This window comes from Serratia sp. CoH_122_TC_1 (assembly GCF_058191755.1).
Genome location: NZ_JBXWLA010000066.1, coordinates 1 through 404, shown reverse-complemented (window position 1 = coordinate 404; position 404 = coordinate 1). Strand labels below are relative to the sequence as shown.

Genomic DNA, 404 nt, shown 5'->3' with positions numbered 1-404 from the left:
GGAACCTGCGGTTGGATCACCTCCTTACCTAATGATATTGATTCGCGTGAAGTGCTCACACAGATTGTCTGATGAAATGAAAGAGAGCATAAGGCTTAATCTTACCGGTTAAGTCTTAAAGCATCTTGTCGGGTCTGTAGCTCAGGTGGTTAGAGCGCACCCCTGATAAGGGTGAGGTCGGTGGTTCAAGTCCACTCAGACCCACCAATTCTCTCCTATCCTGCGTTGTCGCCCTATTCGTTTATGTGAATAAACGTCGTAGGACTTCGCTTTGACTAGAAGCGAGTTGGCGAAGGTAGTAGATAAGATGTAAAAATGCTTTTCTGATATGGGGCTATAGCTCAGCTGGGAGAGCGCCTGCCTTGCACGCAGGAGGTCAGCGGTTCGATCCCGCTTAGCTCCAC

General features: G+C 49.0%; 2 tRNA genes. Both read left to right on the top strand.

From position 1 onward, the window contains the following. Positions 1-130 precede the first annotated feature (130 nt). Positions 131-207 (top strand) — tRNA-Ile (locus AC2FC2_RS26995). A 123-nt stretch (positions 208-330) separates the two neighbouring features. Continuing rightward, positions 331-403: transfer RNA gene (locus AC2FC2_RS26990), tRNA-Ala, on the top strand. Position 404: the final 1 nt, after the last annotated feature.